The sequence below is a fragment of the Antiquaquibacter oligotrophicus genome, assembly GCF_020535405.1.
In the GTDB taxonomy this organism is placed as follows: domain Bacteria; phylum Actinomycetota; class Actinomycetes; order Actinomycetales; family Microbacteriaceae; genus Rhodoglobus; species Rhodoglobus oligotrophicus.
Genome location: NZ_CP085036.1, coordinates 1,064,828 through 1,086,461 on the forward strand (window position 1 = coordinate 1,064,828; position 21,634 = coordinate 1,086,461).

Annotated in this window: 20 protein-coding genes; 6 read left to right on the top strand and 14 right to left on the bottom strand. The window is 65.2% G+C overall.

Annotated elements, in window-relative coordinates:
• Positions 1-2: 2 nt before the first annotated feature.
• Genes LH407_RS05255 through LH407_RS05275 form a run of 5 tightly spaced genes read right to left on the bottom strand, consistent with a single transcriptional unit; the run spans position 3 to position 5,600 of the window.
• Entirely contained in the window at positions 3-776 is a 774-nt protein-coding gene (locus LH407_RS05255) for an SURF1 family protein (protein ID WP_322132340.1), read from the bottom strand.
• Positions 773-2,176 (bottom strand): cation:proton antiporter, encoded by a 1,404-nt coding sequence (locus tag LH407_RS05260; protein ID WP_322132339.1) that lies wholly within the window; start codon positions 2,174-2,176, stop codon positions 773-775. Before LH407_RS05260 ends, LH407_RS05255 begins: the two co-directional genes overlap by 4 nt.
• A gap of 2 nt (positions 2,177-2,178) precedes the next feature.
• Positions 2,179-2,709: a cation:proton antiporter regulatory subunit gene (locus LH407_RS05265; RefSeq protein ID WP_322132338.1), complete on the bottom strand. Its 531-nt coding sequence runs from the start codon at positions 2,707-2,709 to the stop codon at positions 2,179-2,181.
• Between the two features lie 51 nt (positions 2,710-2,760).
• Complete coding sequence (locus LH407_RS05270) at positions 2,761-4,476, bottom strand: glycerol-3-phosphate dehydrogenase/oxidase (protein WP_322132337.1); 1,716 nt, start codon at positions 4,474-4,476, stop codon at positions 2,761-2,763.
• Positions 4,477-4,478: 2 nt separating this feature from the next.
• Complete coding sequence (locus LH407_RS05275; RefSeq protein ID WP_322132336.1) at positions 4,479-5,600, bottom strand: GuaB3 family IMP dehydrogenase-related protein; 1,122 nt, start codon at positions 5,598-5,600, stop codon at positions 4,479-4,481.
• Positions 5,601-5,669: 69 nt separating this feature from the next.
• On the opposite strand from LH407_RS05275, the gene LH407_RS05280 reads away from it, so the two are divergent.
• On the top strand, positions 5,670-7,940 hold the full coding sequence (locus LH407_RS05280) for a rhamnan synthesis F family protein (RefSeq protein WP_322132335.1): 2,271 nt from the start codon (positions 5,670-5,672) through the stop codon (positions 7,938-7,940).
• 16 nt (positions 7,941-7,956) lie between these two features.
• Here the strand turns inward: LH407_RS05280 and LH407_RS05285 are convergent, their stop codons facing one another.
• Both LH407_RS05285 and guaB read right to left on the bottom strand, forming a co-directional pair.
• Positions 7,957-9,054 carry a glycosyltransferase family protein gene (locus LH407_RS05285; protein WP_322132334.1) on the bottom strand — a complete coding sequence of 366 codons (1,098 nt, stop codon included), beginning with the start codon at positions 9,052-9,054 and terminating at the stop codon, positions 7,957-7,959.
• Positions 9,055-9,080: 26 nt separating this feature from the next.
• The gene (gene guaB, locus LH407_RS05290) at positions 9,081-10,583 is read right to left on the bottom strand and encodes an IMP dehydrogenase (RefSeq protein WP_322132333.1); all 1,503 of its coding nucleotides are present in this window, start codon (positions 10,581-10,583) and stop codon (positions 9,081-9,083) included.
• A 188-nt stretch (positions 10,584-10,771) separates the two neighbouring features.
• On the opposite strand from guaB, the gene LH407_RS05295 reads away from it, so the two are divergent.
• The 4 genes from LH407_RS05295 to LH407_RS05310 are packed head-to-tail and all read left to right on the top strand — an operon-like array spanning position 10,772 to position 14,816.
• Positions 10,772-12,100, top strand: coding sequence for a branched-chain amino acid ABC transporter permease (locus LH407_RS05295; RefSeq protein ID WP_407650638.1), 1,329 nt, complete (start codon positions 10,772-10,774; stop codon positions 12,098-12,100).
• A 13-nt stretch (positions 12,101-12,113) separates the two neighbouring features.
• Positions 12,114-13,097 carry a branched-chain amino acid ABC transporter permease gene (locus LH407_RS05300; protein WP_322132332.1) on the top strand — a complete coding sequence of 328 codons (984 nt, stop codon included), beginning with the start codon at positions 12,114-12,116 and terminating at the stop codon, positions 13,095-13,097.
• Positions 13,087-14,058 carry an ABC transporter ATP-binding protein gene (locus tag LH407_RS05305; protein ID WP_407650639.1) on the top strand — a complete coding sequence of 324 codons (972 nt, stop codon included), beginning with the start codon at positions 13,087-13,089 and terminating at the stop codon, positions 14,056-14,058. The genes LH407_RS05300 and LH407_RS05305 overlap by 11 nt, the downstream gene beginning before the upstream one ends.
• Positions 14,055-14,816 carry an ABC transporter ATP-binding protein gene (locus LH407_RS05310; RefSeq protein WP_322132331.1) on the top strand — a complete coding sequence of 254 codons (762 nt, stop codon included), beginning with the start codon at positions 14,055-14,057 and terminating at the stop codon, positions 14,814-14,816. Before LH407_RS05305 ends, LH407_RS05310 begins: the two co-directional genes overlap by 4 nt.
• Before the next feature lie 145 nt (positions 14,817-14,961).
• Here the strand turns inward: LH407_RS05310 and LH407_RS05315 are convergent, their stop codons facing one another.
• The 4 genes from LH407_RS05315 to groES form a co-directional block, all read right to left on the bottom strand.
• The gene (locus LH407_RS05315) at positions 14,962-16,224 is read right to left on the bottom strand and encodes an ABC transporter substrate-binding protein (RefSeq protein WP_322132330.1); all 1,263 of its coding nucleotides are present in this window, start codon (positions 16,222-16,224) and stop codon (positions 14,962-14,964) included.
• A 150-nt stretch (positions 16,225-16,374) separates the two neighbouring features.
• Positions 16,375-17,601 carry an ABC transporter substrate-binding protein gene (locus tag LH407_RS05320; protein WP_322132329.1) on the bottom strand — a complete coding sequence of 409 codons (1,227 nt, stop codon included), beginning with the start codon at positions 17,599-17,601 and terminating at the stop codon, positions 16,375-16,377.
• Between the two features lie 78 nt (positions 17,602-17,679).
• The gene (rarD, locus tag LH407_RS05325) at positions 17,680-18,615 is read right to left on the bottom strand and encodes an EamA family transporter RarD (RefSeq protein WP_322132328.1); all 936 of its coding nucleotides are present in this window, start codon (positions 18,613-18,615) and stop codon (positions 17,680-17,682) included.
• Positions 18,616-18,712: 97 nt separating this feature from the next.
• Positions 18,713-19,009, bottom strand: a complete 297-nt coding sequence (gene groES, locus LH407_RS05330; RefSeq protein WP_322132327.1) for a co-chaperone GroES — start codon at positions 19,007-19,009, stop codon at positions 18,713-18,715.
• Positions 19,010-19,141: 132 nt separating this feature from the next.
• Here groES and LH407_RS05335 point away from each other — a divergent pair, with 132 nt between their 5' ends.
• Positions 19,142-20,320: a class I SAM-dependent methyltransferase gene (locus tag LH407_RS05335; protein WP_322132326.1), complete on the top strand. Its 1,179-nt coding sequence runs from the start codon at positions 19,142-19,144 to the stop codon at positions 20,318-20,320.
• On the opposite strand, the gene LH407_RS05340 is transcribed toward LH407_RS05335, so the two are convergent.
• The 3 genes from LH407_RS05340 to LH407_RS05350 all read right to left on the bottom strand — a co-directional run bounded on the left by LH407_RS05340 (position 20,317) and on the right by LH407_RS05350 (position 21,605).
• Positions 20,317-20,862: a DUF4190 domain-containing protein gene (locus LH407_RS05340; protein WP_322132325.1), complete on the bottom strand. Its 546-nt coding sequence runs from the start codon at positions 20,860-20,862 to the stop codon at positions 20,317-20,319. The genes LH407_RS05335 and LH407_RS05340 overlap by 4 nt on opposite strands.
• 59 nt (positions 20,863-20,921) lie before the next feature.
• Complete coding sequence (locus LH407_RS05345; RefSeq protein WP_322132324.1) at positions 20,922-21,239, bottom strand: DUF4190 domain-containing protein; 318 nt, start codon at positions 21,237-21,239, stop codon at positions 20,922-20,924.
• A 75-nt stretch (positions 21,240-21,314) separates the two neighbouring features.
• Positions 21,315-21,605 (bottom strand): DUF4190 domain-containing protein, encoded by a 291-nt coding sequence (locus tag LH407_RS05350; RefSeq protein WP_322132323.1) that lies wholly within the window; start codon positions 21,603-21,605, stop codon positions 21,315-21,317.
• Positions 21,606-21,634: the final 29 nt, after the last annotated feature.

The window sequence follows — 21,634 nt, forward strand, 5'->3', positions numbered from 1 at the left end:
GCCTATTCTACGGGCGCGTCAGCGGCGGTCTCTTCGGCTATCTCATCCTCCACCGCGTCGCGTACGAGCCGGTACCAGAGGAAGACGGCGAAGCCAGCGAAGATCACCCACTCGACGGCGTAGAACACGTTGAGGAGGTTGAGCGAGACCTCGGTGTTGGGCGGCGGTGCGTCGATCACCTCGAGCCCAGCGGGTGCGTCCTCGAGGGCGAGGTAGCCCGCGTAGACGCCGTCGGGCTCCGTCGTCCACAGGTTGATCAGTTCGGAGACGGCGAGCGCGCTGCGTACTCCGGCCTCGAAGTCCGACTGCTGGGGCGATTCGCTCGGCAGGTACCTTCCGGGGAGGGTGCCCTCCGGTGCGCTTTCGCGCAGGAGGTCGATGGCGGATGCCGCGGCATCCGCGCTCTCGGTCCACCCGAGTGCGACGGTGAGGCTCGCGCCGTCCTCCGTGACCGCGTGACCGACCACCCAGTACCCGGCGTCGCTGTGATTGGTGCGCCCCGAGAGCACGACGTAGTCGTCCGGGAGGAGAGCGGCGTTGACGGTGACCCGTTGCCCGATCGCCGTTGAGGTCATGGGCTGCTGCGGCTCGGCAATGGTGGTGAGGGGCACCACCGTCTCGGTCTGCTCCTCGGTGACCTCACCGCCCTCAAAGCTGCGCTCGAGCTGCCACTGACCCAGGGCTGCGAACGACGCGGCGATGCCGAGGGCGAGCGCGAGGGCCGCGAGCCATTTTGGCCTGCGCGCGGTGCGCCAAAAACGTGCGGAGATGCTCAATACTCTGGGTCCCTCTTGCGTTCGACGACAACGTCGGACTGCTCGGCAGCCTGCGTCGCGATGGATTCGGTGACGGGGCCGGGTCGCTCTGGCGGGTCCTCGGCGATGATGTCGAGGGTGTCCGGGGCGAGGGCGTCACCGGAGGTTTCGTTGTCGTCGGCGGTGACGGCCTCGACGAGCGCGATCGTTTCGTCGCGCATCCGGTCCCGTCCGTCCACGGCCGCCACTTTGGTGCGGGTCGGGCGAAGGATGAGCGCACCGATGCGCTCCGAGTTCACGGCAAGCACGGGCCCGATGATGGACATCGATAGAACGTACAAACCGGCGAACGGCACGAGGCGCGGATCGAGCCCCGCCGAGAGGGACAGCGTCGCGAGGATGAGCGCGAACTCCCCACGGTTCTGCAAAATCACGGTCGTGTTGATGCCGGCTTGCGGTCCCAGTCCGTTGAGCCAGGCGACAAATTGTCCAGCGAGCACGTTGAGCACGATCGTCATGGCGACCGCCGCGGCCACCGGTACGAGCACCTGACCGAATTCGGCGACGTTGAGTGCCAGCCCGAAGTTGAGGAAAAAGAAGGCGCCGAACACGTCGCGCAGCGGAAGGGCGATCTGCTCGATGCGTGCGCGGTAGCGTGTCGCCCCCAGCACGAGGCCGATGAGGAAGGCACCAATCGCGTCGGTTACTCCGAGCAGTTCCCCGATGCCGCCGAAGGCGACGGCGAGTCCGAAGAACAGGATGGTGAAGAGTTCGTCGTCTTTCGTCTTGAACAGCTTCGAGACGAATCGGCCACCCCAGCGCGCGATGCTGAACATCACCACGAGGAAGAGGAAGGCAACGCCCAGTTGCAGCACGACCGGCCACACCTCGGTTTGGCCGCTCAGCACGACACCCACGATGGCGAGGTAGATGGCGATGAAGATGTCCTCGACGACGGTCACCCCGAGGATCGTGGGGGTCTCCTTGTTCGGTAGTCGCCCGAGTTCGATGAGCAGTTTCGTCACGATCGCGCTCGACGAGGTCGCCGTCATCCCGGCGATGATGAGGGCTTCGCGTGTGCCCCACCCCACCATGAAGCCGAAGACGAAGCCGACACCGATGTTGACGAGGATGTAGGAGCCTCCGGAGATCAGCAGCTTTCCGGCGTTGCCGAAGAACTCCTCCTGGTCGAACTCGAGACCGAGGTTGAACAGGAGCAGGATGAGGCCAAACACCGCGATGAGTTCGACGTTGTGTGCGTCGAAGCTCAGCGGGAACCAGCCGGTGTACGGACTCGCCAGGAGCCCAACGACCATGTAAACCGGGATAGCCGGTAGCCCGACCAGTTTGCCCAGGCGACCGAGTACGTAGGCGATGAGGAACAGGATGCCGAGAACAAGAAGCTCTTCGCCGAGGTGCACTCCTACCCTCCCGGCGGCGCTTCTGCCGCTGCCCGCGGGGCGAGCTCACCCGAACGGTAGAACGCGAACGCTTTCGCCACCTTCTCTGGGCTGCCTGCGACAACGAGGGTGTCTCCGGGGAAGACCGTGAAGTCGTCGGACGGCGCAGGGTTTGCCGAGTCACCGCGCACGACGGCGACAACCGTGAGTCCGATCACGCCGCGGCCGGCGAGTGAGCCGAGCTTCTGACCCGCTATGTGGTCGTCGTAGTCGACGGGGAACCAGTCGATGGAGAGCCCAGGAATGGACTCGAGGCTCGAGAGCGATTCGGTGATCCGTGTGCCGCCGAGGAGTTCGGCGAGTGTGTGTGCCTCATCCTCGTCGAGGCGCAGCGACACCTTTTTGACGTCGGCGCCGTCCTCGTCGTCGGAGAAGGTGATGAGATCACTCGGGCCGGAGCGGTGGGTGATGACGCCAACCTTGCCGCCGTCATCGGTGACGAAGGTGTGCAGCACACCGACGCCGGGAAGTTTGACCCGTCGAACGTCAACCATGGATGCCCTCCCTGTCGTTCGCAGGACATCAAGTCTAAGCCGAGCTGCCCGCTAGACCTCCGGCGCCTCGAGGCGAACGCGGTCCGCCGATGCGTCGTCGGGCTGCAACTGGCTCGCGCGCTCGGCATCGACGCGGCGAAGGTAGTGCTCAACTTCGCTGTCGATTCGATCCTGATCCCAGCCGAGCGTCTCGCCCATGAGTGCAGCGGCAACGGGCGCGGCAGAGACGCCACGATCCCACGCCTCGATCGAGATCCGCGTGCGCCGCGCGAGCACGTCGTCGAGGTGCAGCGCGCCCTCGTGACTTGCGGCGTAGACGACTTCGGCGGCGAGGTAGTCGTCGGCTCCGGGCAGAGGCTCCTGCAGCTCGGGGCGCTCCCGAATGAGGTCGAGGAGTTCATCCGTCATCACGCCGTACCGGTTGAGGAGGTGCTCGATGCGCACGCGGTGCACGCCGAATGCCCTCGCGAGTTTGCTGCGCTTGTTCCACGCGGCGCGATAGCCCTCGGCACCGAGGAGTGCGACGTCTTCGGTAATGCTCTCCGAGTATTTGCCGTCGAGAGCGGCGACCGCCTCGTCGATGGCGTCCTTGGCCATGATCCGGTACGTCGTCCATTTGCCGCCGGCGACCACCACGAGCCCCGGAACGCTGTGCGCCACGATGTGCTCGCGACTGAGTTTCGAGGTCTCCTCCGACTCGCCCGCGAGAAGTGGGCGGAGTCCCGCGAAAACACCCTCGACGTCGTCACGCGTCAGCGGAACGGTGAGGATGCGATTCACGTGCTCGAGAAGGTAATCGATGTCGGCGGCCGTCGCCGCGGGGTGGGCCTTGTCGAGGTTCCAGTCGGTGTCCGTTGTGCCGATCAGCCAGTGACGGCCCCACGGGATAACGAAGAGCACACTCTTCTCCGTGCGCAGCAGCACACCGAGCTTGGATTGGAAGCGGTCCCGCGGCACGACAAGGTGGACGCCCTTCGATGCGCGCACCTTGAACTGTCCGCGTTCGCCGACCATCGCCTGCGTGTCATCTGTCCACACACCCGTCGCGTTGACAACCTGGCGCGCGCGAATCTCGAACGTCTCGCCCGTCTCACGGTCTTTCGCGGTGACCCCGACAACCCGCTCCCCCACCTTGAGGAACCCCTCGACGCGCACGCGACTTGCCACGTGCGCTCCGTAGAAACTCGCCGTGCGAGCGAGATTGGCGACGTACCGCGCGTCGTCGACCTGGGCGTCGTAGTACGCGAGCCCGCCCCGGAAGGCGTCGTGGCGCAGGCTCGGAATCGCACGCTGCAGCTGACGCTTGGTGAGGTGACGATGGTGCGGCACGCCCGGCGGGCGACCGCCCGTATAGCTGAACAGGTCGTAGAGCAGCATCCCGGCACCGACGTAGAGCCGCTCGAAGACGGGTTTCGTGAGCGGGTACAGGAACCGCACGGGCTTCACGAGGTGCGGGGCGATTCGCTGCAACAGGAGACCGCGCTCGATGAGCGCTTCGCGCACGAGTCGGAAGTCGAGCTGCTCCAGATACCGGATGCCACCGTGCACAAGCTTCGACGAGCGACTGCTGGTTCCGCTCGCCCAGTCTCTGGCCTCCACCATTCCGACACGCAGACCCCGTGTGGCGGCATCGAGGGCAGCACCGGCACCGACGATTCCGCCGCCGATCACGAGCACGTCGAGTTCTTTGCTCGAGAGTACGTCGAGCGCGGCGGCGCGCTCCTCCGGGCCCAGCTTGGTCGAACGGGTCACCGTGGTGCGCGACATAGTTACCTCGAGCTGTAGGGCGCGACGACAACCTCGACGCGCTGGAATTCCTTGAGGTCCGAGTAGCCGGTTGTTGCCATCGAACGACGCAGGGCGCCGATGAGGTTCACCTGACCGTCGGCGACGGACGACGGTCCGAACAGGATCTCGTCGAGCGGCGCGAGACTGCCGACCTGCACACGGTTGCCCCTCGGAAGCTCGGAGTGATGTGCTTCAGCACCCCAGTGCCAACCCCGGCCGGGAGCATCCGTCGCCCGCGCGAGCGTGCTACCGAGCATGACGGCATCCGCGCCTACGGCGATCGCCTTCACGATGTCGCCGCTCGTTCCCAGACCGCCGTCCGCGATGACGTGCACGTACCGGCCGCCTGATTCGTCCATGTAGTCGCGGCGAGCGCCAGCGACGTCGGCGACCGCGGTCGCCATGGGCGCGTGGATGCCGAGGCTCGCGCGCGTCGTCGATGCGGCGCCGCCCCCGAACCCGACGAGCACACCGGCAGCACCCGTGCGCATGAGGTGGAGCGCCGCCGTATAGGTTGCGGCACCGCCGACGACGACGGGTACGTCGAGTTCGTAGATGAACTTCTTGAGGTTGAGGGGTTCGACGGTTTTGGAGACGTGCTCGGCGCTCACCGTCGTACCGCGAATGACGAAGAGGTCGACGCCCGCGTCGACGACGGTCTTGTAGTGCTCCTGGGTGCGCTGCGGGCTGAGGGCTCCCGCCACCGGCACTCCGGATGCCCGGATCTCCGCGATTCGGGCCTTGATGAGCTCGGGCTTGATCGGTTCCGCGTAGATGGCCTGCATCCGCGCGGTCGCCGCGGAGGCGTCGAGACCACTGATCTCCTCGAGGAGCGGCTCGGGGTTCTCGTAGCGGGTCCAGAGTCCTTCGAGGTCGAGCACACCGAGTCCACCGAGCTGACCCATACGAATGGCGGTCGCGGGGCTTACCACGGAGTCCATCGGTGCGGCGAGTACAGGGATGTCGAAGGTGTAGGCATCGATGGTCCAGCTGACCGAGACATCCTGCGGGTCGCGCGTGCGCCGGGAGGGCACCACGGCGATGTCGTCGAAGGCGTACACGCGGCGTGCGCGCTTGGCGCGCCCGATCTCGATGTCACTCACCCGACAAGCCTACCGGCGTCCCGTCCACAGGCCCTGCGAGCGCTTTTGAATGCACCTCAGAAGCGGCTTATGATGAGCGGGCATCAATACGAGAAGAAGTCGACATTAGGCGCGCCGGAAAGGACCAACGAGCCAGTGATACTGAGCGGAACGCCGAAGCGCCTCGGCATCTACTTCTTCTACGATCCGCACGGTGTGGTCGACGACTACGTCATCACGTTCCTTGAGGGCATGATGCCCTCGCTGACCCGACTCGTGGTTGTCGTCAACGGCAAGCTCACACGCGAGGGACGCGAACGATTCGAAAAGGTCGGCGCAGACCCCGTCGTCGTTCGGCCCAACGAGGGTTTCGATGTGTGGGCCTACAAGGCGGGTATCGATCTCGTGGGGTGGGACGCCCTCGCGGAATACGACGAACTCATCATGGTCAACTTCACGATCATGGGCCCGGTCGGATCCTTCGAGCCGATGTTCACCGAGATGGACTCGCGCGACGTCGACTTCTGGGGCATCACCATCCACAACGGCGCCGAGTTCGACCCGTGGGACAAGATGCCCGACGGGTCGGTCGACGTGCACCTGCAGTCCCACTTCATCGCGGTGCGTCGACGGATGCTCGCGAGTCCCGAATTCCGGCGGTACTGGGACACCATGGTGCCCATCGAAACCTACGAGGACTCGATCGCGCGCCACGAGGCCCTCTTCACCCCTCGCTTCGCCGACATGGGTTTCACCTGGGACTACTACGTGGACACCTCGGATCTCATCGGCGAGATGTACTACCCGCTCTTCAACACTCCCGTCGACCTCATCGTCAATCGACGCAGTCCGATCTTCAAACGCAAGACCTTCATCGCCGCGCCGGAGTTGTACCTCGACGAAAATTCGAACCGACCAGCGCGCGACCTCCTCGACTACCTCGCCGAATCTGGCGACTACGACGTCGACCTGATCTGGCGACACGTCATCCGCAGCGGTAACCACTTCGACGTGGCCACCGCGCTCAATCTGTTTACGGTCATCAACTCTCACGGCCCCGCCGAAACCGCGAGCACGACCACCGTCGGAGCAATCGTCGGCGTGGAATCCGCGGCCGACCTCGAGCGACGACTGCGGGACCTCGAGGCGCTGCCCGCGTCCGCGAAGCTCCTTCTCGTGCATCCGATCGACGCTCCGGGACTCGAGGATGCCGAGGCGCTGCTGTCGACGGGCCGCTGGGCCGATGCCGTGGTGAAAACCATCCCAGTGCAGAGTGACCCGTGGTCGGTGCTAGAGCACTACGACGGCGAGCTGAAGGGCACCGACCTCATCTGCATCGTCGACCCGGCGGAGCGGGGCTCGTTCCCGTACAGCAACGGCACCGCCGCCGACCGCAACACAACCGAGGCCGTTCTCGCGAGCCCCGCCTACGTCTCTCGGGTCATCGAGCTGTTTGATCGCAACCCGCTGCTGGGCCTCGCGGTGCCTCCGCGTTCCCTTCACAGTGACTACTACGGCAACTACGGTCACGAGTGGGCGGACTCGTTCGCCGATGTCGCCGAGCTGCTGAGCGACCTCGAGGTCGAGACACCGATCGACAAGTGGAAGAGCCCGCTGTCCCCGGCCGAGGGCAAGGCGTGGGTGCGCGGATCGATTCTCGACAGCGACTTCTTCTCACGGGCCCGCGATAGCGCAGACTCCGCCGCCGTGCTCGAGAAGTCGACCCCCTTCATCGCACAGGCCCTGGGATTTTTCTCGAGTGTGATCATGCCCGACGGTGTCGCCTCGAATCTCATCACCAACGCGACCCACATGCTTCGCCGCAACAATCAGCGGTTCGGCATCGGCGTCGGCGACAGGTTCTCCGCCTTCGAATTCCGCCTGCAGGCCCGCCAGTTCGGCCCCAACACCGATTGGGCACTCGCACCGACAAAGGCGTACCTCTACATCGACACGGGGGACGGTTTCTCGCAGCGGAGCGCGGTGTCCGCCGAAGCACAACCGGTGCTGGGTTCCGCTGGGCTCGAGTTCCGCTTCGACGTGCCGCCCGGAACCAAGGCCGTGCGCTTCGACCCGACCGAAGGACTCGGGTGTATCTGCATCGGAACCAGGGCGACAACGGAGTCCGGCCAGACCGTGGCGCTTCGCCCGGTGAACGGCACCCGGCGCGGTCGCTTCGACGTTTTCGAGACGGCGGACCCCTCCTACGTCGGCTACTCCTGGCCCCGACGGGAACGTCAGCTCATCGTCACTATGGAGAGCATGACGGTGCTCCGTCCGCCTTTTGCCGGGGAGTTCCGCCGGGGCTTCTGGGGTGCTGCCTGGTACAAACTCCGGCGGGCGCTCGGCCGTATCGGTTGAGCGCGGATGCCGCGAGCTACGTCTCGCGAGCGTCCGAGGTCAACTCCGCGATATCCCCCTGGAGCTTCAGCACCAGGCGGTAGAGGTCGCGGTGGAGCGCGATGAGTGACGACAGCTGCCGGGCATCCTCGGGGCTCAGCGATGCCACGCCCGCGCGCACCACGCGCTCGTCGTTCAGGAGCGCGTCGAGGCGCGTCGACAGACGCCAGCGCTCGGCGTGCTCGGGGCGACGGTCGGTGGCGAAGTCGCGGGCCGTGTCGAATCCGCCCGTGATCTCGGCTACGAGCTGCTGAGCCGCGAGCTGCCGTCCCTCTTTGCGGCCGCTGAAGCTGTCGTGTGCTGCTGCGGCGATTGTCTCGTCTGTGAGCCACCCCGGTCCCCCGAAGTGGTCGTAGAGGTAGACGGGGATTCCCATCGACAACGCGTACTGCACGGTTTTTCCGATCGTGAGCACGGCGTCGACATCGCTCAAGGTCTCCGGGGTCACGCGCACGGGCCCGTCGTCTGCTCCGAGGAAGACCACCTCGATGCCGAGCTCCGCGAGCGCATCGGCGGCCTCTCGCACCTCGGCCGGTGCGTGATTGGAGACCACGAGAATACGCCGCAGGGCGGAAACCGGATCCCGCACCGCATCAGCAAAGGCGTCCGGCGCCGGATTGTCGAAGACCTCGAGGTTTTCGGCGGTGAGGCCGAACTCCTTCAGTCGCTCTACCGTTGTCGACGACATCCCCATGGAGAGCGCCGCGAGCTGATTTTCGATGCCGGCGTGCCTCGGCAACTCGACGTCCATAAAACTCGAGAGGTGGTGCCAGATCATGGGCGCGTCCACGCCCCCGGCCTCGAGGCGACGCAGCAGACCGGGAGGAAGGATGCTGTGCTGCACCCAGATCAGGTCGTACGCTTCGCCGAACTCCGCGTCGAGGTCTGCAACATGGAGCGTGAGCCGACCCCACGACGGAAGCTTCTGAATCTCACCCAACATGGGCTCGCCGAGATCGTGTGTGTACACGTCGACGTACCAGTCACGCGCGAGGAAGTGTTCGATGAGTTCGAGCGTCACGACTTCCGACCCAGCGAGATTCCGCAGGTGGTTCGTGGTGATCAATACTCGCATCGCCACCAGCCTAGGGCGCGGACTCGCTAGCGGCGGTAGTTGGGTGCCTCGACGACCATCTGAATGTCGTGCGGGTGCGATTCTTTGAGTCCCGCCGCCGTGATGCGCACGAACTTGCCCTTCGTGCGCAGCTCATCGATCGTGCGCGCTCCCGTGTAGAACATCGACTGACGCAGTCCACCGAGGAGCTGGTACACAACTGAAGACACCGGACCGCGGTAGGGAACCTGGCCCTCGATGCCCTCGGCGATGAGCTGCTCGTCGGAGGGAACGTCTGCCTGGAAGTAGCGGTCGCGGGAGTAGGACGTCTTCTTGCCGCGAGTCTGGAGCGCCCCGAGTGAGCCCATTCCCCGGTAGCTCTTGAACTGCTTGCCGTTGACGAAGATGAGGTCACCGGGGCTCTCGTCGGTCCCTGCCAGCAGCGAGCCCAACATCACTGTCTCGGCGCCGGCGACGAGCGCTTTGGCGATGTCGCCGGAGTACTGCAAGCCCCCATCGGCGATAACCGGGATGCCTCGCTCACGAGCCGCGAGCGATGCCTCGTACACGGCCGTCACCTGGGGAACACCGACACCCGCCACAACACGCGTCGTGCAGATGGAGCCGGGGCCAACCCCGACCTTGACGGCGTCCGCGCCAGCGTCCACGAGCGCCTGGGCGCCAGAACGCGTGGCGACGTTACCGCCGATCACGTCAATGTCGGCGAATGCGCTGTCGGACTTGATCCGGCGGATGATGTCGAGCACACCCGCGGAGTCGCCGTTGGCGGTGTCGACGACGATGACGTCGACACCGGCGTCACGCAGGGCGCCGGCACGATCCCACGCGTCGCCGAAGAACCCGATCGCGGCGCCGACACGTAGACGACCCTCCGAGTCCTTCGTCGCGTTGGGGTACTTCTCCGACTTGTCGAAGTCCTTGACAGTAATAAGGCCCGTGAGGCGACCCGCCTCGTCGACGAGCGGAAGCTTCTCGATCTTGTGCTGGTGGAAGATGGCGATTGCCGAGTCCGGGTCGATGCCTTCGCGTGCGGTGATGAGGGGCATCCGCGTCATGACATCGCGAACGAGTGTCGTGTCGCGCTCGAACGGCGAGACGAACTTCATGTCGCGATTGGTGATGATGCCGACGAGGGTGCCGTCGCCCTCGACCACGGGAAGGCCCGAGACGCGGAACTGGCCACACAGGGCGTCCACCTCGGCGACCGTTGCGTCGGGAGTGGTCGTCACCGGGTTGGTGATCATGCCCGACTCGCTGCGCTTGACCTTGTCGACGTACGCCGCCTGGTCCTCGATGGAGAGGTTGCGATGCAGCACACCGAGTCCGCCATTGCGCGCCATCGCGATGGCCATACGGGACTCGGTGACCGTGTCCATCGCAGAAGAAATAAGAGGAGAGGCCACGCGGATGCGCCGCGTTAGACGCGAGCTAGTGTCCGCCTCGCTCGGAATGACGTCCGTGTGTCCCGGTAGGAGCATGACGTCGTCGTAGGTAAGTCCGATGAATCCGAACGGATCAGGCTGGTCCATGTACCCCTCGCGCGTGCGGTAGAAATTTGTCGGTTAATGCTAACGCCCTTGCCACGTGGCACATTCCCGTGCAAGATTCCCAGAACCATAGGTGCCTCCCACCCGAAACACGGGAGACATATATCGGAGCTAGTGTCGTTCGGGTTAACGTGCGACGCAGGTCCAAGCCGCGTCCAGCTGGAGGTTGTGTGAATACGGCAAATGCAGTCCGCGGGCGACGATCGGCGAAGGCCCTTCTCGTCGTCTTCATTGCGGCGCTCGGGGCGGCCCTGACCTTCGGCGCGGGCACAGCCAGCGCGGACGAAGTCGACCTCGACATCTACGACTACCGCATCAGCGGCAACGTGAAGCTCAACAGCGAGCCCCTCGAAGACGTTCGACTCACGATCGCCGGCAACGGCCATGAAGTCGAGGTCGAGACGGATGCCGACGGCCGTTGGTCGGTCGGTGTGCCGAGCAACGAGGGCCCCTACTCCGTCACCCTCGACGAGTCCACGCTGCCCGAGGGCATCGCGGTGGTCGACGAATCCGGCGAGGACCCCACCCCCAATGTGAGGGACGTGGAGATCGGCCCGAGTGGATCAACCGTCGCCAACTTCTTCATCGGCCGGGGTGAACGCAACACAACAACCTTCGCCGATCAGCTCATCGAACGCATCGTCAACGGCCTGAACTTCGGGCTGATGCTCGCGCTCGCCGCGATCGGTTTGTCGCTCGTGTTCGGAACGACGGGCCTGTCAAACTTCGCACACGGTGAGATGGTCACGTTCGGCGCACTCATGGCGCTTCTGTTCTCCACCGTCATCGACTTCCCCATATGGGTGGCTATACCCATAGCCGTCATACTGTCGGCGATCTTCGGGTACACGATGGACCTGGGACTGTGGCGTCCGTTGCGTAAACGCGGCCTCGGCATCGTCCAACTCATGATCGTGAGTATCGGCCTCTCCCTCGCGTTGCGCTACGTCTTCCAGCTCTTTGTCGGCGGTGGAACCGAACAACTCGAAGGATCAACCGCACCGGACATCGAGATCTGGGGTCCCATCAAGCTCAGCGTCATCGACATGGTGAGTATGGCGACGTCGATCATCGTCATCCTCGCCTTCGCGTGGTGGCTGCAGCGGACCCGCATCGGCAAGGCAACACGCGCCGTCTCGGACAACCCGTCCCTCGCGGCGGCGAGCGGCATCGATGTCGACTTCGTTGTACGCGTCGTGTGGATCGTCGCTGCGGCCCTCGCGGGCCTCGCCGGTGTGCTGTGGGCCTACTTCCGCCCGGGCATCAAGTGGGACATGGGAACGAGCATCCTGCTCCTCATCTTTGCCGCGGTCACCCTCGGAGGCCTCGGAACCGCGTTCGGCGCACTCATCGGTGCTCTCGTGGTCGGAATGCTCGTCGAGGTCTCGAGCCTCTGGATCCCGTCCGATCTCAAGTACGTCGGCGCCCTCGTGGTGCTCATCGTGATCCTTCTCTTCCGACCGCAGGGAATCCTCGGTCGACGAGAGCGGATCGGTTAGGAAGGCGACGACCATGAACTTTCTCCAGATCCTTTCGAACACCGCGGGCCAGATCTTCAGCCCGACGACGATCGGCTTCGCATTGGCGGCCCTCGGTCTCGCCGTCCACTTCGGCTTCACCGGACTCCTCAACATGGGTGTCGCCGGCTTTATGGCGGTCGGTGCCTACGGCTTCGCGATTTCGATCCTCACCTTCGGCATGCCGTGGTGGGTCGCGATCCTCATTGGACTCGGCGCGGCCGTGATCTTCGCGCTCATCCTCGGAATCCCGACGCTGCGACTGCGTGGTGACTACCTCGCCATCGTGACGATCGCGGCGGCCGAAGTTGTGCGACTGCTCTTCTTGACTACGGCGTTCACGCCCGTGACGGGTTCCGCAGACGGTCTCTCCGGCTTCCAGCGGGACTTCCGGGCGTCGAACCCGCTGCCCGAGGGCGGACCCTACGGTTTCGGCCCCTGGATGTACTCGCGCGACCAGTGGTGGGTCATCATCGTGGGCCTCATCGTGCTCGCCATTGCGATTCTCTTCGTGTGGTCGCTCATGCGTAGCCCGTGGGGTCGCGTGATCAAGGGCATCCGCGAGGACGAGGATGCCGTGCGTGCGCTCGGCAAAAACGTGTTCTCGTTCAAGATGCAGGCGCTCATCATCGGTGGTGTCATCACGGCGCTCGGTGGCATCGTCATCGCACTCGGCACAAACGTCAACCCGAACGTGTACGTCACCTCGCAGACGTTCTTCATCTACACCGCACTCCTCCTCGGTGGCGCGGCGACGATCTTCGGCCCGATCCTCGGCGCCGTTCTCTTCTGGGTCGTGAGGGCCTTCCTCTCGAACCTGCTTCCCGCGCTCGCGAGCGCCGGGGTGCTTCCGTTCCTCTCGGGCGAGCAGGCCCAGATGATGGTCTTCATCCTCATCGGTGTCGCGCTCATGCTCCTCGTGATCTTCCGACCGCAGGGCATCCTGGGCAACAAGAAGGAGCTGACCTTTGTCAAGTGAATCCGTTGCTCCCGTAAGCCGTCCGAAGACGACGGGCCTGCACAAGGGCGCGGTCCGGCCGGGCGTCGAGAAGGTCGATCCGATCATTGTCGCGGACGGCATCAAGCGTCAGTTCGGCGGCCTCACCGCAGTCGACGTCGAGCACCTGGAGATCCCGCGCGGAGCGATCACCGCTCTCATCGGACCGAACGGTGCCGGCAAGACCACGCTGTTCAACCTCCTCACGGGCTTCGATGAGCCGAACGAGGGCACATGGATGTTCGAGGGGAACTCCCTCGCACGTGTGCCCGCCTTCAAGGTTGCGCGCCGCGGACTCGTCCGCACGTTCCAGCTCACGAAGGCGCTCGGCCTGCTCACAGTGCTCGAGAACATGAAGCTCGGAGCCAGCGGTCAGCGCGGTGAGAACTTCTTCCGCTCGCTCTTCCCGGCGTTCTGGCGCAAGCAGGACGAGGAGATCGAGGAGAAGGCTCGCGTCATCCTGCAGAAGTTCAAGCTCGACGCGAAGGAAGCCGACTTTGCCGCTTCCCTGTCCGGCGGTCAGCGCAAGCTCCTCGAAATGGCTCGAGCGCTCATGATGGACCCCACCCTCGTCATGCTCGACGAGCCGATGGCAGGGGTGAACCCGGCCCTTACGCAGTCACTCCTCGACCACATCCTGGACCTCAAGGACCAGGGGATGACGGTGCTCTTCGTCGAACACGACATGCACATGGTCCGCCACATCGCCGACTGGGTTGTCGTTATGGCGGAGGGCAAGGTTGTCGCCGAGGGGCCGCCCGACACGGTCATGCAGGATCAGGCCGTGATCGACGCCTACCTCGGCTCACACCAGGACGTCGACCTCGGAGTCGTGACGGGTCGCCACGAGGGCGAACTGCCCCCTGAGGCTGCCGACCTCCTCGCGGAGGTCGAGGAGCTCGACGAAGCCATCTCCAGCGATGAGAGCGAGTCCACGAAATGACCGACACCACGAGCGCGACGGCGAGCACGCCGGTGACCGGCGAACCGGTCGTGAAGGTGACCGACCTCGTTGCGGGCTACCTGCCCGGCGTCAACATCCTCAACGGGGCCAACCTCGTCGCACAGCAGGGCGAGCTCATCGGCATCATCGGGCCGAACGGAGCGGGAAAGTCGACGCTCCTCAAGGCGATCTTCGGCCAGGTGAAGATTCGCAGCGGAAGCATCACACTCCGCGGTGACGAGATCGGCGGCCTCAAGGCCAACAAGCTCGTCGCACGCGGCGTTGGGTTTGTGCCGCAGACGAACAACGTCTTCCCGAGCCTGACGATCGCTGAGAACCTCCAGATGGGGCTCTTCCAGCGCCCGAAGGTCTACCAGGAGCGTCTCGAGTTTGTCACGGGCATCTTTGCCGAACTCGGCAAGCGCCTGAACCAGCGTGCGGGCTCGCTCTCCGGTGGTGAGCGTCAGATGGTCGCCATGTCGCGCGCCCTCATGATGGACCCGCAGGTGCTGCTGCTCGACGAGCCATCGGCCGGACTCTCCCCCGCCCGTCAGGATGACGCGTTCCTGCGCGTCTCGGAGATCAACAAGGCCGGCGTCACGACGATCATGGTCGAGCAGAACGCTCGCCGCTGCCTCCAGATCTGCGACCGCGGTTATGTGCTCGACCAGGGCCGCGACGCATACTCCGGCACCGGGCGTGAGCTGCTGAATGACCCCAAGGTCATCGGCCTCTACCTCGGAACCCTGGGGGCCTAGCCAGCAACGTCAAGGCCCGCTCTCCCTTCCGGGAGGGCGGGCCTTTTTTGGTGCGCGTATGCTGCCGATTCTCCGCGGTGGCACGAAAGGTGGGCGGCATACGAAAGGGCCGCGACCCGGAGGTCGCGGCCCTTCCTTGAGTTACTTACTCAGCAGCGGAGTAGGTGTTGTCCTCACCGTACTGGTAGATGCCGATCGACGCCTCGGTCGGGTCGCCGACCTCGTCGAACGTGATCGGACCGGAGATGCCGTCGTAGTCGGCGACGCCTCCACCGTTGATGATGTCGGCGCACTCGGCGAACGTGCTGCACTTCTCGCCGTCACCCGAACCACCCGAAACCTCCTGCAGCTTCGCTGCAACCTCGACCGGGTCGGTCGAGCCAGCGGCGAGAGCCGCGAGAGCGAGCAGGACAACCGCGTCGTACGACTCTGCGGCGTAGCTGAACTCGTCGAGCTCGTCGTTGCCCTCTTCGACCCAGAAGTCGTTGAGCGCGGTGGTGAAGTCGGTGATCGTGTCGATCGAGAGACCCGGAAGCGTTCCCTTGGCGCCCGCGAGGGTGCCGGCGGGGAAGTCCTCACCGAAGTTGGAGAGGTTTCCGTCAACGAAGTAGAGCTTCTCGGCGGGGAAGCTCGCGGTGATCTCGGGGATCATCGTGGCGACCTCTTCGAAGGTGATGAGGGCGATCGCGTCGGGGCTCGCGGCGAGCACCTCGCTGATCTGGGCCGAGAAGTTCGTGTCACCCGTGTTGTAGGTGGCCTCGGCGACGACCTCACCACCGGCGGCCTCGAAGGCCTCCTTGGTGAAGGATGCCAGTCCGGTGCCGTACGAGTCGTTGAGCACGATCATTCCGAGCGTCTCGTTGCCGTCCTCGGCGATGAGGTTACCGAGAACCTCACCCTGGAGAACGTCCGACGGAGCGGTACGGAAGTACAGGTCCTTGTCGTCGTAGGTCGTGAACTCCGCCGAGGTGTTGGCGGGCGAGAACTGGATGACGTTGGCGCCGACGACCTGGTCGATGAACTGCAGCGACGTGCCGGACGAAGCCGCACCGATGATGGCGCCGACGTCCTCACCGAGGAGACGCGGGATCTCGGTCTCGTACGCCTTGTTGTCGGTGTCACCCGAGTCGCCCTGGACGAGGTCGATCGTGATGCCCTTGGCAGCCTCGTTGATCTCGGCGGCGGCGTACTCGGTACCTGCGATCTCGGGCGGGCCGAGGAAGGCGAGGTTACCGGTGACGGGCAGCGCCGTACCGATCTTGAACGTGAGGTCCTCGGCGGGGCCGGAGCCGCCGCCATCGGACGGCGCGCAGCCGGTCAGGACGAGCGCGGTAGCGCCGGCCAGTGCCACGCCGCTGATGACCGCGCGCTTGGTGCGCGATCCAGCAGCCGATGAAAATACACCCATGATGCTCCTTGGTGATAGGACGATGCGCATGGCTGTGCCATGCATGTCATGCAACCGTATGCAGGGATTGGTCTCTGCACAATACGACCGTGTTACGACCCTGTAACGCACCCGAATCGTTACAATTCGTGTCTTTAACGCACGAGATCGTCAGTCTTGGACCCGCGAGAAGACGCCAGAACGATTGGCGACGAACACACCGATCTGGGCTCCTGTCGGGTCGCCGTCCTCATTAAAATCGACCGTCCCAGAGATTCCCTCGTAGTCGATGGTCTCCCCTTGAAGAATCGCGGCGGCACACGGAGTGAATGAGGTGCAGACCGTTCCTTCCCCGTCGCCGCCCGAAACCTCGAGGAGGGCATCCGCGATCTTCTGGCCCTCCGTCGAGTCGGCGCGAAGCGCTGCGAGCGCAAGAAGGATGACGGCGTCGTAGGTCTCGGCAGACCAGCGGTACTGCGACAGAGAGCCGTCGATCTCACGAAGTCGGTCGGTGAAGTCGGTGAGCGCGGAATAGTCGGGACCCGCCCGCGTCGCGGTCGCGCCCTGGAGGGTGCCCTCGGGGAAGTCGGCTGAGTAGTCGCCGGGCGGCAGGCCGACGAAGTACAGCTGGTCCCCACGGAAGCCAGCGGCATCGAGCGCCGAGACGGCGTCCTTGCCGAACGGCGAAACGACGGCAACGGCATCCGGTGACGCCGCGGCGATCTCGGCCGCCGCTGCGTCGACGGAGCCGCCCTCGGCGATCGGCACATCGGCGACGACCCGCATTCCGAGACGTTCGAGTCCGATGCGCACCGCGTTCGGGAGCTTGTCTCCGCAAGCACCACCCTGGGACAGGATCCCGACCGTTGTGGCTTTGCCCGCTGCGAGCCGCCCAGCGAAGACGTCGGCTTCGAGTGTGCACGGGGGCGCCGTACGCCAGTAGAAGCCCTGGTCGTCATAGTTCGTGAAGTCTGGTGAGGAGTTCGCGGGCGACACCAGCGGGATGCCCGCAGCAACGACCTTGTCGAGGATCTTGCGCGAGACCCCGTCTGACAGCGGCCCGACGAACGCGTCAACGGGTAGGGCCATGAGCTCGTCGGCCGATGCGACCCCCGTATCCGAGCTGCTGTCCGCCGCGTCCCGGAACTCTGCGGTGACGGTGATGGGCGTTCCGGCGGCGGCGATGTCTGCCACGGCGAGGCCTACGGCGGCACGCGTGGCGGGACCCCAGTCCGCGATGATGCCCGTTTCGGGCAGTAGGGCGCCGATGGTCAGGTCGAGGGGCGCGCGCGGTGTCGGCGTCGGGGTGGGAGCCGGTTCGGCCGGAGAACAGGCCGCGAGGCCGACCATGGAGCCGATAACGATGGCCACGAGGGCGGCGCGGAATTGCCGTGTCACGACAGCCCTCCCTTGCGCTTCGTCAGTCGTGCGCACACCACCATAGTGAAACGCGCGCGCTCAGCGATTGAGGGAGATTCAGGGCTCCGGCTCTACCGCGGGAAGGTCGGAGCGAGAGCGGTGGCGAATGACGTCGACCGTCAGGATGGCCAGGGCGAGCCAGACAATCCCGAAGCCGATCCACCGTTCGAGTGGCATCGCCTCCCCCAGGATCCACACGCCGATGATGAGCTGAAGGACGGGGGCGATGTACTGCACGAGTCCCAAATAGACCAACGGCAGACGCCGGGCCGCCGCTGCGAACAAGAGGAGCGGGATCGCCGTGATCGCTCCGACGCTGAGCATCACGGCGGTGTGCAGGGGCGACTCGGTACCGATCGTGAGGCCGACGGTAACCTGCACAAAAACGAGCGCGACAACGGCGAGAGGACTGAGAACGAGGGTCTCCATGGTCAGTCCGCCAATGGCATCCACCTTCGGGCCCACCTGCTTCTTGACGAGCCCATACAGGCCGAAACTCGCCGCGAGGCTCAAGGCGATCCAGGGGAACGCCCCGTATCCGATGGCCAACACGAGAACGGCGATCGCGCTGATACCGACGGCGAGCCATTGGAGGGGCCTGAGACGCTCACGAAGAACGAGGACACCCAGCAACACCGTCACGATCGGGTTGGTGAAGTAACCGAGGGATGCCTCGACGACGTGCCCGGTCAGTGTTGCCGCGATGAACACGGACCAGTTCACGAGGATGAACACCGCCGCAATAGCGAGCGTGAGCACAACGCGGCGGTCGCGTGCGAGCGCCGCGAAGCGCTGCCACCCACGGGTTACCGTCAGGAGCAGCGCGCAGAAGACGAGCGAGAAGACGATGCGCCACGCGACGATCTCGACCGGGCCCGACGGGATGAGGAGCACAAAGGCGAGCGGGAGAACGCCCCACAGAAGGTAGGCAGAGAGCGCGAACGCGAGTCCCGAGCCAGTGACGCGATCGGGAACGGGTGGGGCGGTTGACACCTCAACAGCCTAGGCGCGCCAGAGAACGCACCAGGGCCCGGGATCGCTCCCGGGCCCTGGCTGGCAGGAATCTGCCGAAACTGTGCTGAATACGCGACTAGCGGACGACAACCGCGAGAACGTCGCGCGCCGACAGAACGAGGTACTCCTCGCCGCCGTACTTGACCTCGGTGCCACCGTACTTGGAGTAGATGACCTTGTCGCCAACGGCGATGTCGAGCGGAACGCGGTTTCCGTTGTCGTCGATACGGCCGGGGCCAACGGCCACGACCTCGCCCTCCTGGGGCTTCTCCTTGGCAGTGTCAGGGATGACCAGACCCGATGCCGTGGTCTGCTCTGCGTCGACCTGCTGGATGACGATGCGATCTTCGAGCGGCTTGATGGACACCGACACGGCGTACCTCTTTCTAGAAACTCTGGTTGGCACACTCCCTGTGAGAGTGCCAGAACCACTATAGAGGGTTGTTGGCACTCGCTCAACGTGAGTGCCAACGTTCGTTTCAGCCCGGCGCGGTAGCGTCGGAGCATGGATGCCACGGAGCTGCGCGAACTTCTCTCGCTCGAGGGGCTACGGCTCCTCGATTCGCTCCCCCAGTGGGACAGCGCGGCGGACGTCGTGCGCACGGTGTCCGCGCTGCGACGCGAGGGGCATCCACCCGCCCGAGTCGCAGCGGCGCTCGCGCAATCGCGTCTACGATCCCGCGCCGAGACAAAATTCGGCCCGTTTGCCGAGCGCATGCTCTTCACCGAGGCTGGCCTCGAGCAGGCCACCCGACTCTCCGTCGCCGCGCAGCACGCTGGGCGATTCCAGCGTGCCGGTATCGGATGGGTCGCCGATCTCGGCTGCGGGATCGGCGCGGACGCCATGGCGCTCGCCTCCCTCGACATCGAAGTGACCGCCGTGGAACGCGACGAAGTCACCGCCGCCGTTGCCGCCTACAACCTCGCGCCGTGGTCGAACGCGCGCGTCGAACACGGCACGGCAGAGGAGGCAGACCTCGCGGGGATCGGCGGTGTCTACCTCGACCCCGCACGCAGGGACGGAGTGAAGCGGCTCGCCAACCCCGCTGATTGGTCACCGTCCCTCGACTTCGCCTTCGACCTCGCCACGAGACTGCCCACCGGAGTCAAACTCGGACCGGGTATCGACCGCGACCTCATCCCCGACGACGCCGAGGCGCAGTGGGTCTCCGTCGACCGGGATGTGGTCGAGCTCGGCCTGTGGTTCGGTGCTGTCGCCCGCGCGGGCATCCGGCGTTCCGCGCTCGTCATCGGCTCGCACGGCGTAGCGGAGCTCTCCGCGGAGCGCGACAGCGAGGATGAACCCGTGGGAACACTCGGCGAGTACGTCTATGAGCCGGATGGCGCCGTCATCCGGGCTCGCCTCATCGGGGATCTCGCGCGCTCGCTGGGCGGCCGGATGCTCTCCCCTACGATCGCGTATCTGACCGCCGACACCGCCGTGCAGACACCCTTCGCCTCCGCGTTCCGGGTCGTCGAGGAGTTTCCTCTCGACAAGCGGACACTCAAGAAGGAGCTTGCCGCGCGGGAGATCGGCACCCTCGAGATCAAAAAACGGGGTGTCGACATTGACCCCGCGACATTCCGTTCGTCACTCGGGCTCGCCGGCTCCGAGTCGGCGACGCTCATCCTCACGAGGGTGGGCGAGCGTCGCCGAGCGCTCCTCGCGGAGCGCGTGGGCTAGTAGCCCATGTAGCCGGAGCTCGAGAAGCCGAGCACGAGGAAGAACACGAAGAACAGGATCACGAAGAGCCCGAGCACAACGCCGATGTAGCCGGTGATGAGGCCCGTCAGCCAGAAGGCCTTCGCGTACGGTTGGCGACGCTGAGCCAGGTGACCGGTGATCACCGCGGCGATGGCGGGAAGAAGGCCGATCCAGAGGAAGCTCAAGAGGATGCTCGCGATGCCGAGGATCATCGACGTGATCGACAGACCCTGAGCCGGCCCGGGGGCGGCGGGAGCATAGGCCTGGGCGTACGGCTGCTGGTACTGGGGCTGCCCGTAAGGCTGCGCCGGTGGCTGCGTGCCGTAGGCCGGTTGGGGCGTCGGCGCCGCGGGCGGCGGGGTCGGTGCCGCGGGCGGCGGAGTGGCTGCAGCGGGCTGCTCGGGCGCGGGCGTCGCGGGTGCTGCAGCGGGAGCCGCGGGAGTGGGCTCTACGGGTGGCACCGCCGCGGCATCCGCCGGAGGAGTGGGGATCGGGGGGACGGTCTCGTCTGAATCTGCCATGACCCGACTCTATCGCGGGGCACCGGCGAGAGGCATGGCCGTGGCGCCGGAACGTGGGCCTAGTTGTAGGTGGCGGCGATTCCCACAAAGAGGAGGATGAAGGCCACATAAACGAGCGAGAGAACGATCACGACGAGAGAGAAGCCGATTCCGACATAGCCCGCGATGATTCCCGTCAGCCAAAACGCCTTGGCCTGCGGCTCCCGCTTCTGAGCGAGGTGCCCGAGCACCACGGCGGCGATCGACACGAAGATGCCGAGGAAGAAGCCGGAGAGCCCGAGCGCCATCGACACGATCGACAGCGTCTGCGACGGCTGGGACGAGACCGAAGCGTACGGGTCAGCCGATTCCGTGGTCTGCGTTGGGGTGTCGGTCATGTGAACGACCCTACCGCCGGGAATACACAAACGGGGCCGCACCCAAAGGCGCGACCCCGTTGTGTGAACGGAGATCTAGTAGGACGAGTAGCCAACGGCTCCTGCGAATGCGAAAAGCGAGAACCACACGATCCAGAAGATGATCCAACCAACGGCACCGAGGTAGCCGAGGATCAGTCCGATGATGGCAAGCACGTTGCCCTGCTCGCCTGTCTTCTTAATCTGACTGAGCGAAATGTGGCCGGTGATGATACCGACGAGGCTGAGCCCCAGGATCGACGTGACAAGCGAAACGATCGAGAGAACGTTCCACTTGGCCGCCGGCGCGACAGGCGCGGCGGCCGGGGTGGGCACGGATTCAGACATGGCAACTCCTTTGACGACGAAGACGTGAG